The sequence below is a fragment of the Polaromonas aquatica genome (assembly GCF_050626995.1).
Lineage (GTDB): Bacteria > Pseudomonadota > Gammaproteobacteria > Burkholderiales > Burkholderiaceae_C > Polaromonas > Polaromonas aquatica_A.
The window spans coordinates 4,026,036-4,039,761 of sequence record NZ_CP192467.1; the positions used below are offsets into that span (position 1 = coordinate 4,026,036).

The window sequence follows — 13,726 nt, forward strand, 5'->3', positions numbered from 1 at the left end:
ATCCGGCCCGCATCAGGAAAAAATGCGGGGCAGCCGTCAGCTGGCTGACTTGCGCGAGCCTTTCTTCGACATCAAAAATGTTTCGATGTCGGCCAGCGAGACAGAGCCTGCGTGGCCGGCGTCGATGGTGTCAAAGTTCTTGTACACCCTGGGCATTTTTGCCTGCGCTTCCTCGCGGGTGAGCTTGCCATCCTTGTTGGTGTCGGCCGCGTCAAAGCGTTTTTGCAGTTCGGTACGGGCTTTTTCCAGGCGGCCGGCATTGGGTGCCTGGGCATGGGCTGTGGTGCCAAGCACGAGAAAGCCCATGAGGCCCATGATTGAAAGTGTGCGGAGGTTGAATGAGAAGGTCATGAGAGTGCTCCAAAAAAAAGAAGTGAAGGTTGAAACTTTTTTAAAAAATGGATTTGATAAAGAGGTCGTTCCAGCTCAACGCGACGGGCAGCTCATCGCCGCGCCGGCAGCGTCATAGCAGGTTGTGCTGCGGGTGACGCCGGTGGCCTGGTTGTAGGAAGCCGTGCTTTGCACGCTGTTGCCGGTGGTGGCGCTGGTCGCCGTGGTGTTGCGGCTGGCGTTGACGGCACCGTCGGCGGTTTTGCTGCTGCTGCCACTGGTTTGCACGCTGCCTTTGGCGCCGCTGGCGGCAAACTCTCCGCTGCGCTGCGCCGAGCCATCCGCGCTGCGGCTGGCCTGGCCACTGCGCACGGCGGTGGCGCCGTTGGGGCCCGTGGTGGAGGCACTGCCTGCGGTGCTGACATTGCCTTGCCCGTCGGCGGTGGTGCTGCGGTTGCGCACCCGTGTACCGCCTTGTGGGCCCTGGCGGGTTATGGTTTTGGCGGCGGTGGTGCCGCCATCGGCATGGGTGCGCACCACGTGGCGGCTGGCCGCTTCGGCCGGCGTGGCAAAACCTGCGGCCAGCAGGGCGCATGCAAGGGCGGTGGCCAGGGCAGTGGCAGAGAACATGGTTGTCATGGTGAACTCCTTGAGGGTTGACGTTGAACAGTGATGGGTCTTATGCGGTTCCGGCCGTATTGCCGTGATGCCACTGTGGCCGCCAGATGTGAACCAGCCATGGCTGCCAGCGGCCTCTTGATGACAAGGCATGAACAAACCCCGGCTTTGTCATCGTTTGTCATGATTTGCCGGACGGGTGGCTTGGCGCAGGCCGCTACCATGGGGCATCTTTCTTGCGGCGGAGTGTTTTCTATGGTTGTTTCCAGCGCGCTTTTGCAGACAGGCTTTTCACGATGAGCGAACCGCTTGCCCGGGTCCTGGTGGTTGACGACGAGGCCGACCTGCGCAGCCTGCTGCAGCGTTACCTGGGTGACCAGGGCTACGCCGTGCGCACACTCGAAGATGCCAAAACCCTGGCCGCCCTGTTGGCGCGCGAACGTTTTGATGTGCTGGTGCTCGATGTCATGATGCCGGGCGAAGACGGCCTGGCGGTGTGCCGCCGCCTGCGCGCGCAGGGCGAGACCATTCCCATCGTCATGCTCACCGCCCGGGGCGACCCGGTGGACCGTATCGTCGGGCTGGAAATGGGGGCTGACGATTACCTGCCCAAGCCTTTCAACCCGCGCGAGTTGCTGGCCCGCATCCAGGCGCTGGTGCGCCGCCAGCGCATGCTGGGCGCGTACAGCGGCCCGCTGCCCGGACAGGGCACGGTGCAGTTTGGCGCCTTCACCCTGAAGCTGGAAGCACGCCGGCTGGAAAAAAACGGCGAAGACGTGCCGCTCACCACCGGCGAATTCAGCCTGCTGCAGGCACTTGCCCTGCACCCCAACCGGCCGCTGGGCCGCGACAGGCTGATTGAGCTGGCCTACGGCCGCGACCACGAAGCCACCGACCGCAGCATCGACGTGCAGGTCATGCGCCTGCGCAAGCTGGTGGAGGCGGATCCTTCCCAGCCGGCGCACATCCAGACCGTGTGGGGAGTGGGTTATGTGTTTGTGCCGGAAGGCGGCACGGCAAAAAACGGCAAGGCGGGCAAATCGTGAGGTTATGTTTATGACCTTATTTCCGCGCAGCCTGTTCGGCCGCAATGTGTTGCTGATCGTGGTGCTGATCGTGGTGGGGCAGCTCGCCAGCGCGCTGCTGGTGCGCCACCTGATCATCAAACCGCGGCTGGCGCAGCTCTCGGTGGCGGTGGCGCGCAATGTCAGTTCCATCCGTGCGGGCCTCGCCGCCATGCCGCCCGCGCAGCGCGAGGCTTTTGTGGTGCAGTTCAACCGCCGCGCCATGCAGGGCATTGCCGACGACGAGGAGGGTGACAGCCGTGGCGAACGCCGGCTGCTGAGCCGGCTTGAGCGCCGCTTCGTCAATGAAGCCTCGCGCGGCATCGCGCTGGAAGGCGAGGGCTCCGAGATCATCTGGCGGCGCGAAGCCGGCGGCAGCCTGGCGGTGCGGCTGCGCCTGGACGGCGCCGACCATTGGGTGAACCTGCCCGGTGTGCTGCCGGCGCGTGAATTCACCGGCGCATGGGTCGCGGCCTCGCTGGCCAGTGCCTTGCTGGCCTTGTTGGGCGCGCTGCTGATCCACCGTTACCTGAACCTGCCCCTGCGCCGCGTGATGGCTTCGGCGCATACGCTGGCGGGCGGCACCAGCCCCCAGCCGCTGCCTGAAGACGGCCCCACGGAAATCGCCGCCCTGAGCCGCAGCTTTAACCAGATGGTGCGCAGCCTGGCGCAGGCCGACGACGAGCGCACGCTGATGCTGGCCGGCGTGTCACATGATCTGCGCACGCCGCTGACCAAACTGCGCCTGGGCATCGAGATACTGCGCGACAAAGGTGACAAGGGCGACGACGAATTGATGGCCCGCATGACGCGCGGCGTGGAAGAAATGGACGCCATCATCAGCCAGTTCCTGGACTTTGCCCGCACTGCCGAAAGCGAACCGCTGGCGCCGGTGGCGCTGGATGTGCTGGCGACTGAGGTGGTAGCCGCCTCCGCCGGCCACGGCATGCCGGTGGCGCTGCAGGGCGGCAACCCACCGCCGGTACCCCTGCGCCCGCGTGCGATGCGCCGCGTGCTCACCAACCTGGTCGAAAACGCCTGGCGCCATGGGCTTCCGCCGGTCACGATGGTTACCGGAACGTTGGGTGGCTCGGTATGGATCACGGTGACGGACCACGGCGCCGGCATCGACGCCGCGCAGGCCGAGGCCTTGAAGCAACCGTTTCGCCGTGCCGAAAGTACGCGCAGCGGCCCGCCCGGCGCCGGGCTGGGCCTGGCCATCGTGGACCGCATCGTGCGCGCGCATGGCGGAAAGCTCGAACTGCTGCCGGCCGACGGCGGTGGCTTGTGCGCCCGGATCACGCTGCCGCATGGTGCAAAAGGCCAGGTTGCCTGCAAGGGAGGCTGACTTCACCCACAATTCCTGTTCCACATCTGCATTTCACCCAAAGCAAAGACCATGACCCAATCCCTCAAAGTCGCCGTGATGGGCGCAGGCGCCGTTGGTTGTTATTACGGCGGCATGCTGGCCCGTGCGGGACTTGACGTGACGCTGATCGCCCGGCCCCGGCATGCTGACGCCATCCAGAGTGACGGCCTGCACATGGAAACCCGCACTTTCGACGAGCACGTGCGCCTGGCTGCCAGCAGCGAACCCACCGCCGTGGAAGGCGCCGATCTGGTGCTGTTTTGCGTGAAATCCACCGATACCGAAGCCGCCGGCGCGCTGATCCGGCCGCATCTGGCACCGGATGCGCTGGTGCTGTGCCTGCAAAACGGCGTGGACAATGCCGACCGCCTGCGCACCGTGCTGCCCCAGCACACCGTGGCCGCTGCAGTGGTGTATGTCGCCACAGAAATGGCCGGCCCCGGTCACGTCAAGCACCATGGTCGCGGCGAGCTGGTGATTGAACCGGCCAGCCGGAGCCAAGCCGTGGCCCAGGCTTTCGTCGCGGCTGGTGTGCCGGTTGAAATCTCCAGCAATGTGCGCGGCGCGCTGTGGGCCAAGCTCATCCTCAACTGCGCCTACAACGCCGTCTCGGCCATCGCGCAGCTGCCGTACGGCAAAACCGTGCAGGGTGAGGGTGTGAAAGACGTCATGCGCGACGTGGTGGCCGAATGCCTGGCCGTGGCTGAAGCCGAAGGCGTGCAGGTGCAGGGTGACATGCACCTGGCCGTAGACAAGCTGGCTGGCAGCATGCCCAACCAGCTGTCATCCACCGCACAGGACCTGGCCCGCGGCAAACCCACCGAGATCGACTACCTCAACGGGCTGGTTGTCAGGCGAGGTGATGCGCTGGGTGTGGCTGTACCCGCGAACCGCGTGTTGTGGGCCATGGTCAAGCTGCTCGAAGGCAAGGCGGCCGCGCCCTGAGCAACACGGCCCGGGAAGCGCGGTCAGGGGCTCCGCGGTGCCTTTTTGCTTTGCCGGAGGACTTCGCGAAGCCCGGCGAAGCGTTTGCGGTATTGCGCCGGCGTCAGGTTGACTTCGCGCTTGAACAGCCGCGCGAAGTAACCCGCGTCTTCGTAACCGACCTGCTCGGCGATCGACTCGATCGAGTCTTCGCTGGCCTCCAGCAACTGCTTGGCCTCCTCCAGCCGTACCGTGTGCACGTACTGCAAGGGTGCCATGCCGGTCGCCTGCTGGAAGCGCCGCACGAACGAGCGTTCCGGCAGCCCGGAGAGCTGCGTCATGCTGGCCACCGGGCTGGACTCCCGGTAGTGCTCGGCGGCCCATAACTGGCAGCGTGTGATGACAGCGTCGCCGGACTGGCGGCTGGCTGACAGCCGGGCAAAGGGTTGCTGGCCGCCCTCGTGCCAGTCAATCAGGTAGAGGCGCGCCATTTGCATCGCCGCCTCAATGCTGGAGAGGCGCGCGATCAGGTAGAGCGCCAGGTCTTGCCAGGAGGTGCCGCCGCCCGCCATGACGAGCCGCTGGCCTTCGCCCGATGTGACCAGCGCGCGCTGGGGGTGCAGCCGGATGCCGGGGTGCCGCTGCGCCAGCGCGTCGCAGTACGCCCAATGCGTGGTGGCATCCTCGCCCTCCAACAAGCCGGCCTCCGCCATCAACAATGCGCCGGAGCACGCCGCTGCAATCACGGCGCCGCGCGCATGCGCCTCTTTTAACCACGCGGCTTCCGCCTTGAAGCGGCCGCGCAAGTCTTCTTCGGGAACCACGAACACTTCCGGAATGCAGATCACGTCAGCCGGCAGCGCGTCAGCCAGAGAAGCGTCCGGCACGATCTGGACGCCATTCGCGATGGTGATGGGCCTGCCATCTGCAGAAACGATCTGCACGCGGAACAAAGAGGTGCCGCTGCGGTTTTCCACTACCAGCGGCCAATCGCGGCCCGCTCCCTGGAGCAGGTCATTCAAGCCAAACAGCACCGAAGCTGTGACCTCTGGGAGGGCCAGGATCGAAATGGTGGCGACGACAGGGGTGGGCTGGGCGCTGGGCATGGCGGTTTTGTCGGGTGGATGTCGGTTTTGGCTGCAGGCCGCGGCGGCCTTGCTGCCTAAAGTCAAGAGCCTCAGAAAAGCCATGGTGGATGCGCGGAAATACTAGCACTTGCGGTCTTGCGCGGCTTCACCACGGTGCATCGATGCAAGCATCGAGCGCCGCAAACCTGGACCCCCTGAACAAGTTGAGACCCCTTTGATTTTGGAGATTCCCATGAAAGATACCCACGGATACGCGCTTTCGGGCTGCAATGCCCGGGCCCTGGAGCAATTTGAACTGGCCCTGAACGAGTTCCGCTGCTTTGCCGGTAACCCGATTGCCACGGCTGACGCGGCCCTGGCTGAATCCCCCGCGCTGGTCATGGCGCATGTGCTGCGCGCCTGGTTGTACCTGCTATCCGCCGAGGCTGGCGGCGTGGCGCCCGCCCGCGAGGCCCTGGAGGCGGCGCGCCTTCTGCCTTGCAATGAGCGCGAAGCCTGGCACCTGCGCGCCATCGATCAGCTTTGCGAGGGCAACTGGCGCGCCGCCGCGCTCACGCTCGAAGACCTCAGCGCCCACTATCCGCTCGACACGCTGGCCCTTCAGGCCGGCCAGCAGATCGATTTCTTCGTGGGTGATTCGCGCATGCTGCACGACCGCATCGCGCGCGTGCTGCCAGCCTGGTCCCCGGCCGTGCCGGGGTGGCACGCTGTGCTGGGCATGCACGCCTTCGGGCTGGAGGAAACCGGCCACTACGCCCAGGCCGAGCTGCTGGGCCGCCAAGCGGTGGAGCTGCAGCCCCACGACGTCTGGGCGCAGCATGCCGTGGCCCATGTGCTGGAGATGCAGGGCCGCCGTGCCGAAGGCATAAAGTGGATGCGCGGTAATGCGGGCTGGCAGACGGACAGCTTCCTGGCCGTGCACAACTGGTGGCATCTGGCCCTGTACCACCTGGCTTTGGGCGACACAGCCGAGGTACTGGCGCTTTACGACGGCCCCATTCACGGGCATAAGCCCGACGTCCATGTCGAATTAGTGGACGCCAGTGCTTTGCTGTGGCGGCTGAGCCTTCAAGGTGTGGATGTCGGCCGGCGCTGGCAGCTGCTGGCTGAGCGCTGGGCGCCTTTTGCCGGCGACGGGTATTACGCCTTCAGTGACTGGCATGCGGCCATGGCCTTCGTGGGCGCAGGGCGCGAAGACCTGCTCCAGGCTTTGCTGCAGGCGCAACAAGAAGCCATGGCCGGCCACGGCGATAACGCAGCTTTCACTCGTGAGGTCGGATGGGCCGCCACGCAGGGCTTCATTGCTTTCGGGCAACAGGACTGGGCGCAAGCGGTCAGCTTGCTGCGGCCCATCCTCAGCCAGTCGCACCGTTTTGGCGGCAGCCATGCACAACGCGATGTGATCGGCCAGACGCTGCTGGCGGCGGTGCAGCGCAGCGGCCAGCACGCATTGGCGCAGGCGCTTGATCGGGAGCGCAAGGCTGTGGCCCGTCAACGGCAGCCTGCCATCCACGGAGACTTGGCGGCGATGAGCGCCTGAGGTCTGAGGGAATGGTGCCGCGTGCACATCGCAGGCACCAATAGTTGCCTTTCGCCGTAGTAATGCACAAATTTGGGGCGAACCATTCGCCTTCGCAGTGCTTAAACGGCCGTAAAGCGCAATTTAGGTGTCCTTAAAGCGCCGGCAAGGCCGGATTCTCGGTATTTTGTTAGCGGCACGGTATGTGCTTCCATCCATCAGGTCAGGCTGACGAAGGCCTGCGCAGGGTACGGCGAATTTCGCGGTGCCTATCGATCTGAATGGATAACGGCGTCCACTTCGGTCTTCAAATCTTTTGAAGATCTCGAAGTGGATTTTTTTTTGGCAAAACAGGACTTAGAGGGATCGTATGGCTTATTTAGTGCCTTCGGAATTTGTGACCAAGATGGTGGATGCGGGTGAATCCAAAATCTTCATGTCCACCCGGGACACCCTGGTGCGGGCCTATATGGCCGGCGCCATTCTGGCCCTGGCGGCCTGGTTTGCCGTCACCATCAACGTGCAGACCGGACAGCCCCTGCTGGGCGCCGTGCTGTTTCCGGTGGGTTTTGTCATGTTGTACTTGTTCGGCTTCGACCTGCTGACCGGCGTGTTCGTGTTGTGCCCGCTGGCGCTGATCGACAAGCGCCCGGGCGTCACGCTCAAGGGCGTGCTGCGTAACTGGGGCCTGGTGTTCGTCGGTAACTTCGCGGGTGCCTTCACGGTGGCGGTGATGATGGCGATCTATGTCACCAACGGCTTCGCCACGCCCCCCAGTGCCGTCGGCCATGCCATCGGCATCGTGGGCGAGAGCCGCACGCTGGGTTACCAGCAGCACGGCGCCAACGGCATGCTCACTTTGTTTGTGCGCGGCATGCTGTGCAACTGGATGGTGTCGGCCGGCGTGGTCGGTGCAATGATTTCCACCCAGGTGAGCGGCAAGGTGATCGCGATGTGGATGCCCATCATGTTGTTCTTCTACATGGTGTTTGAACATTCCATCGTGAACATGTTCCTGTTCCCGTCCGGCCTGCTGCTGGGCGCCAAGTTCACCATCATGGACTACCTGATCTGGAACGAAATCCCGACGGTGCTGGGCAACCTGGTGGGCGGCCTGGCCTTCACCGGCTTGACGCTGTATGCCACGCACATTAAAACCGGACCGACACGTTCCATCAAATAACCCGCTTCAAAAACAAGGCCCTCGCACATTTACATGCGCGAGGGCTTTCCGGTGCTCCACATGCCTCCTGAACTGAAGATATCGGCAGGTCAGTATTCGGACAAGGGCCGCAAGGAAACCAACCAGGATTTCCACGGAATCTACGTGCCCAAAGAGCCGCAGCTGAGCGCTAAGGGCATTGCCATTGCATTGGCCGACGGCATCAGCAGCAGCGCCGTCAGCGACGTGGCCAGCCAGTACGCCGTCACCGGTTTTCTGGAAGACTATTACTGCACCTCCGAGGCCTGGTCGGTCAAGACATCGGCCGAGCGGATTCTGAGCGCCACCAACTCCTGGCTGCATGCGCAAACGCAGAAGAGCCAGTACCGCTACGACAAAGACAAAGGCTATGTGTGCACCTTGAGCGCCATGGTCATCAAATCGACCACCGCACATATTTTTCACGTCGGTGATTCACGCATTTACCGCCTGCGCGGCAAGTCGCTGGAGCAGCTCACCACTGACCACCGCGTGTGGATTTCGCAGGGCCAAAGCTACCTGGGCCGTGCGCTGGGTTTCAAGCCACAGCTTGAAATTGATTACCAGACCCAGCAGGTAGAGCAGGGCGATATCTTTTTGCTGGCCACTGACGGTGTGTACGAGCACGTCAGCGAGCACGACATGGCCGCCATCATCCGCATCTGCGCTGACGAACCTGGCGGATTGGATATGGCCGCCAAATCCATCGTCGAAAAAGCCTTCAAGCAGGGCAGCGACGACAACCTCACTGCCCAGATCGTGCGTGTGGATGAACTGCCTCGCGGGCAGGCCAGTGAAATGGTCCAGCAGCTGTCGGGCCTGCCGCTTCCGCCCATCCTCGAAGCCAGGACGCAGTTTGACGGCTACACCATCATCCGTGAAGTGCACGGCAGCAGCCGCAGCCATATTTACCTGGCTACCGACAATGAAACGGGTGCGCTCGTCATCCTGAAAACCCCGTCGATAGACCTGGGCGGCGACCCAGCCTACCTTGAACGGTTTTTGACCGAGGAGTGGATCGCCCGGCGCATCAACAGCGCGCATGTGCTGAAGCCTTATGTGCCGACCCGAAAGCGCCACTTTGTGTACGTCGCCACCGAATACATCGACGGGCAAACGTTGAGCCAGTGGATGATCGACAACCCCCGGCCCGGCCTGGAAGCCGTGCGCGGGCTGGTGGAGCAAATCGCCAGAGGCCTGCGCGCGTTTCACCGGCTGGAGATGCTGCACCAGGACCTGCGGCCCGAGAACGTCATGATCGACAAGACGGGCACGGCCAAGATCATCGACTTCGGCTCAACCCGCGTAGCCAGCCTCATGGAAGCAGATATCCCCGGCGGGCACACCGACATCCTCGGCACGGCGCAGTATTCGGCGCCGGAATATTTTGTGGGGGAGGGCGGCACCACGCGCTCGGACCTCTTCTCGCTCGGCGTCATCACCTACCAGATGCTGACGGGCAAGCTGCCCTACGGCGCCGAAGTGGCCAAATGCCGGACCCGGGCCGCACAAAGCAAGCTGCGCTATGACTCCGTACTGTACGAAGACCGTGACATACCCGCGTGGATAGACGGCGTGCTGCGCAAGGCCGTCCACCCCGACCCCGCCAAGCGTTACGGTGAGCTGTCCGAGTTTTTATACGACCTGCGTCACCCCAATCAGGCATTCCTGGACAAGACCCGGCCAGCTTTGCTCGAGCGCAACCCGGTGGCTTTCTGGCGGGGTGTTTCCCTGATCCTGGCTGTGGTTATCATGGTGTATGTGGCGTTGAAGTCCACTGTCGGCTAACAGGAAATGGGGCGGCCCGGCGCGCAGAGAATTATTGATTAAGGGCGCTGCAGCCACGTGTCAGTGTCGCGTCTGGCATCCCGGGAAGATGCCTGGGGCTTAAGGCTTTCACACTCAAAACATTCACCGCAAGGGAGGACTCTATGAAATATTTACGCGTTCTGTCTATTGCAGCGACGTTGGCAGCGGCTGTGCTTGCCAGCGGATGCATATCAATACCGGCCCCCCGGGTCACCAGCCAGTCCGGCAAGGCGGAGGCATCAGGGGACACCAAGCCCAATGTATTGCTGGTGCTCCACGTCTCATTGCAGAGAAAGGCCTTTCCCTCAAGTACCGCTAAACAGGCCGAGGCCATGTATGACCCTGTCGGCCAGGCCTTTGTCAAACGTGTAGAAGCGCTAGGAGGCAAGGCGGACTACAAGGTCTTCAGTGAGGCTAGCGACTTTGAGATACCCCAGGCCGGCTACACCCATGTGCTGGTGGAAAGAATCAAGCAAATGAGTGTTAGCGGCCAAGGGAATAGCTACCGCACGTGGGATGCCACGCTGTGGGTGATGGACACCTCAACCACAAGACGCGCTGCGAAAAAAGTCTTTACCCAAGTCTATGAGTCCAACGGTGTTTTCTGCTTTTCCGTGACCCAGTACGCTAACAAAGTAGAGTGCCAAGTGCAATACGTCGACCATCTGGTGGCCCATATGGCGCCTGTTCTTCCGGCAAAGTAGCCGAGGCTCATGCCGGTTTGCCAAGCAGCTTGGTAATCACCCGCCAGTGCTGCGGTTCCACCGGCGTGATCGACAGCCGGTTGCCTTTGCGCAGGATGATCAGGTCTTCCAGCTCTTTGTGGGCTCGCAGCTCAGGCAGCGTCAGGTTGCGCGTCTTCTTCAGCACCTTCACATCCACCAGCAGCCAGCGCGGCTCTTCGGGTTTGGACTTGGCGTCGTAGTAGTGCGACTTGGGGTCGAACTGCGTCGGGTCAGGGTAGGGCGTAGACGCCACTTCCGCGATACCGACGATGCCCGGCTCGGCACAGCTAGAGTGATAGAACAGCACGCCATCACCCACCCGCATCCCGTCACGCATGAAGTTGCGCGCCTGGTAGTTGCGCACCCCGACCCATGGGACCGTCGAGTTTTTGGCCGCGAGCGCGTCGTCGACTGAGCACTCTTCGGGTTCGGATTTCATAAGCCAGTAGCTTGTCATGGGTGGGACCTTGGCATCTGAGATGGAAACGGACAAAGCTTAGTAGATTCACCTAAATCTTTAACAATCATTCTTACGCTTGCAGCGTAATCGATAACTCCCGTGATGATGGCGTTGCCGCTACTATCACAAAAAGTTGGTCGCTTGCTGTCCTTATGCAGCGGTTCAGACTGATTGTCGGCTGACTTTATAAGACCGATGAGAACTCCTGGGAGGAAGCCTGATGAAGATAACGAGGCTGCGCGCTGAAAACGTGCATGGGTACGCTGTCCAGCCTGCAGCCCCAGGTTAGTACCCCAGAAGCAGAAGCAGCAGCAGGCCTATCACGATCAACCCCATCTCGAACCATTGCTGGACGGTCATGCTGAGCATGCGGCGAACCGTTAGCGTCACCACTGGGACCAGCAGTACAAGACCTATCCAGCGGTCCAGCGGCACAAGGCAAACGCGCGCCAGCGCCCACAACCAGGCGCAGTGCGCCAGGAAGCCCCAGAACTCGGCCCGGCTTGTTTTTGCGGTGAAATTCAACGCACGGCGCCAGCCGGTGGCCACGGCTTGCCACCATTCCATATCCTCGTCGTCCAGCACCTTGTGCAGGGCGTGCAGGGCCACAACGCCCAGCAGCATCGGCCCGACGTAGCCCACCCACAATGCAAGGCCGAGAAACAGGGGATGGTCGTAACCCGTGCCGCCGCCGCCCAGTTTCATGGTGGTCAGCACCCACGCGCCGCCTACCAGCAGCACCGTGACAACGGCAACCACAGCCTCCGGTACGCCCGCGCTACGCGCTGCGCGGCCGCCGGCAAACAGGCCGAGCGCCAACACGGTGGCGCCGAGGAAGGTAGTCAGCAATGTGACGGTTGCCTTCCATCCGTGATGCGGCGCAACCGTCAAACTGCCCGACTCGGGTGGCTCCAGTGCGGTTTTGGCAGGAGACCACTGGCGGTACTTCTCATGCCGGGCCTTCATCAGGCGCTGGCTCCAGCTGTCAGCTTGCGGCGCCGCATGCGAGAACGCCAATTCCATGTGGTACAGCCGCAGCTGGCTGTCCAGCTCGTGCGGCACGATCACGGTTTGCAGACCCGCCTTGCCGTTGGTAGCCTGCAGCGCAGCCAATTGCTCGCGCCAATACCCGGGCACGGGAGGTGCTTCGCACGCAAGGGGCTCTGATTCGGCGCCGGGCTGCAACAGGGTGACCTCATTGGCCCGCATTTCGCTCTGCCTTATCCGTGTCCTGTCCCAGTTGCAGGTAAAACGCAGCGTGCCTTGCAGGACGATGTCGGGGCGGTACAGGGGCAATGGCACCGAGCTCGTGTTGGCCAGACGCAGCGACAGCATCAGGCGTACCTGGCCCTCGGCAGAGGGCGCAGCCCAGATGCCGGGCGCGACAGGCTGCATGTCGCGCAGCTCCAGCGTGAAAACCGGCGCGCCTGAGGTGCCGGGTCCCCATCGCGGGGTCATCGCCTGGTTGATCGCCGTCTGCCAGGTCGTACGAAACTCGGGGCCCATCACGTCGCCGTGCTGCCGGCCGCGCGCGATGACTGCGGCCACATTGTCTGTTGGCGGTTTCGCCCGGCCCGGCAACCGCCGCATGAGTGACTCCCAAAGGCCAGGCGCAGGTTTGGGCGCGGCGGGCGGTGGCGCTGCGCTGGTCATCTGGGCTGCATAGCCATGCAGCAGTCCGGCGCGGAAGGCTTCAAGGTCCGCCTTGGGAGCTTCAGCCCGGCGCAATACGTTCACCAGGAAGTAGGCCTGTGCGGGATTGCTGCCCACGCTCGTTTCGTAAAGCGCGGTGGTGTAGGCGGTAGGGACAGACGAAGGATTGGCTGCGAAGGCCCCGCTCTGGAAAAGCAGCACGCCGCAGAGAATTTGGCGCAGGGTCTGGGTCATGGGTTTATGCTGCCGCGCGGTAAGAGAGCGCATAGTTCTCGACCGCAACAGGGCCAGGACACAAGAAACCAGAACCACCCACGCTGGGTTTAAGGCCACGCTTTGTGTTGCGTGGGTGTTCGCTGTTGTCACGTATCGGTCTCCCTCCGATGAAAGGCGGTTGCACGGCAAGTTTGTTTTTGGGTGCCCGCGCTGATCTTATATTCAAGTCAGCCCTTGATAGAAATATGGCGATGCAGGATTTATACCTGCGAAAGCAAGATGCATTTGGCGTCTCGGCTCGCGTTAGTCCGCTGACAGGCTCCGCGGTGCGGGCTTAAGTTTCTGCAAGCCAAGCTTGACAGCGCGAAAGTTGTTGAATAAAGTCATTAACAAATAAGTTAATAAGTAAACAGATGGCCGCCTCCCTCGACAAAATATTTGAAGCGCTCGCCTCGGGCCCCAGGCGCCAGATCCTGGCCTACCTCACCGAGAAAGAGCTCAGTACCACCGAGTTGGCTGAGCGGTTTTCCATGAGCACACCAGCCGTTTCGCGCCACCTGTCGGTGCTTGAAAACGCCGGCCTGGTGACCAGCGAGCGCAGCGGCCAGTTTGTGCTGTACAAGCTCAATGCTGACAGCCTGGTCAACAGCCTCACGGGTTATGCATTTGAACTCTGCCCGGTCGCGCGGCCCCTGAAGCGGGAACGTGTTGCAGCCAAAACACCAAAAGCCAAGTAACAAGGAGAGAGGG

General features: G+C 62.6%; 13 protein-coding genes. 8 read left to right on the top strand and 5 right to left on the bottom strand.

The window, feature by feature from the left end:
- Positions 1–36 precede the first annotated feature (36 nt).
- Together ACQ4MS_RS19270 and ACQ4MS_RS19275 are read right to left on the bottom strand one after the other, a co-directional pair.
- The gene (locus ACQ4MS_RS19270) at positions 37–351 is read right to left on the bottom strand and encodes a hypothetical protein (protein ID WP_431096266.1); all 315 of its coding nucleotides are present in this window, start codon (positions 349–351) and stop codon (positions 37–39) included.
- Positions 352–426: 75 nt separating this feature from the next.
- Positions 427–969 (bottom strand): hypothetical protein, encoded by a 543-nt coding sequence (locus ACQ4MS_RS19275; protein WP_431096267.1) that lies wholly within the window; start codon positions 967–969, stop codon positions 427–429.
- Positions 970–1,244: 275 nt separating this feature from the next.
- Between ACQ4MS_RS19275 and ompR the strand changes: the two genes are divergently transcribed.
- The 3 genes from ompR to ACQ4MS_RS19290 are packed head-to-tail and all read left to right on the top strand — an operon-like array spanning position 1,245 to position 4,326.
- Complete coding sequence (gene ompR / locus ACQ4MS_RS19280; protein ID WP_431096269.1) at positions 1,245–1,994, top strand: osmolarity response regulator transcription factor OmpR; 750 nt, start codon at positions 1,245–1,247, stop codon at positions 1,992–1,994.
- Positions 1,995–2,004: 10 nt separating this feature from the next.
- A complete protein-coding gene (locus ACQ4MS_RS19285; RefSeq protein ID WP_431096270.1) occupies positions 2,005–3,360 on the top strand; it encodes an ATP-binding protein in 1,356 nt (451 codons plus the stop codon).
- A 51-nt stretch (positions 3,361–3,411) separates the two neighbouring features.
- A complete protein-coding gene (locus ACQ4MS_RS19290) occupies positions 3,412–4,326 on the top strand; it encodes a ketopantoate reductase family protein (protein ID WP_431096271.1) in 915 nt (304 codons plus the stop codon).
- A 23-nt stretch (positions 4,327–4,349) separates the two neighbouring features.
- On the opposite strand, the gene ACQ4MS_RS19295 is transcribed toward ACQ4MS_RS19290, so the two are convergent.
- Positions 4,350–5,411 carry a GlxA family transcriptional regulator gene (locus ACQ4MS_RS19295; protein ID WP_431096272.1) on the bottom strand — a complete coding sequence of 354 codons (1,062 nt, stop codon included), beginning with the start codon at positions 5,409–5,411 and terminating at the stop codon, positions 4,350–4,352.
- A gap of 214 nt (positions 5,412–5,625) precedes the next feature.
- Here ACQ4MS_RS19295 and ACQ4MS_RS19300 point away from each other — a divergent pair, with 214 nt between their 5' ends.
- From ACQ4MS_RS19300 to ACQ4MS_RS19315, 4 genes are all read left to right on the top strand, one after another.
- Positions 5,626–6,933 (top strand): tetratricopeptide repeat protein, encoded by a 1,308-nt coding sequence (locus ACQ4MS_RS19300; protein WP_431096273.1) that lies wholly within the window; start codon positions 5,626–5,628, stop codon positions 6,931–6,933.
- A gap of 349 nt (positions 6,934–7,282) precedes the next feature.
- Complete coding sequence (locus ACQ4MS_RS19305; protein WP_431096275.1) at positions 7,283–8,095, top strand: formate/nitrite transporter family protein; 813 nt, start codon at positions 7,283–7,285, stop codon at positions 8,093–8,095.
- 60 nt (positions 8,096–8,155) lie between these two features.
- Positions 8,156–9,901 (top strand): protein kinase domain-containing protein, encoded by a 1,746-nt coding sequence (locus ACQ4MS_RS19310; protein ID WP_431096276.1) that lies wholly within the window; start codon positions 8,156–8,158, stop codon positions 9,899–9,901.
- 143 nt (positions 9,902–10,044) lie between these two features.
- Positions 10,045–10,626, top strand: coding sequence for a hypothetical protein (locus ACQ4MS_RS19315; RefSeq protein WP_431096277.1), 582 nt, complete (start codon positions 10,045–10,047; stop codon positions 10,624–10,626).
- Between the two features lie 7 nt (positions 10,627–10,633).
- On the opposite strand, the gene ACQ4MS_RS19320 is transcribed toward ACQ4MS_RS19315, so the two are convergent.
- Positions 10,634–11,104 (bottom strand): EVE domain-containing protein, encoded by a 471-nt coding sequence (locus ACQ4MS_RS19320; RefSeq protein WP_431096278.1) that lies wholly within the window; start codon positions 11,102–11,104, stop codon positions 10,634–10,636.
- A 288-nt stretch (positions 11,105–11,392) separates the two neighbouring features.
- Positions 11,393–12,994, bottom strand: coding sequence for a hypothetical protein (locus tag ACQ4MS_RS19325; RefSeq protein WP_431096279.1), 1,602 nt, complete (start codon positions 12,992–12,994; stop codon positions 11,393–11,395).
- 395 nt (positions 12,995–13,389) lie between these two features.
- On the opposite strand from ACQ4MS_RS19325, the gene ACQ4MS_RS19330 reads away from it, so the two are divergent.
- Entirely contained in the window at positions 13,390–13,713 is a 324-nt protein-coding gene (locus ACQ4MS_RS19330) for a metalloregulator ArsR/SmtB family transcription factor (RefSeq protein ID WP_431096281.1), read from the top strand.
- The last annotated feature ends 13 nt before the right edge of the window (positions 13,714–13,726 follow it).